The following is a 266-nucleotide window of genomic DNA, read 5'->3' as shown; positions in this document are numbered from 1 at the left end:
TCGACTGACATTGCGCTATCGCGAGCAGGCTCACTCCTACAGGTTTTGCGGGTGTCGTTAAAATCCGGGTACACCCTCAATCTCTGTGGGAGCTGGCTTGCCAGCGATGGGGCCAGCACTTTCGACATCGTTGTCGACTGACATTGCGCTATCGCGAGCAGGCTCACTCCTACAGGTTTTGCGGGTGTCGTTAAAATCCGGGTACACCCTCAATCTCTGTGGGAGCTGGCCTGCCAGCGATGCGGTCGGTACTTTCGACATCGTTG

The sequence above is a fragment of the Pseudomonas sp. NPDC087346 genome, assembly GCF_044744235.1.
Classification (GTDB): Bacteria; Pseudomonadota; Gammaproteobacteria; order Pseudomonadales; family Pseudomonadaceae; genus Aquipseudomonas.
This window is presented reverse-complemented; position numbering follows the sequence as displayed.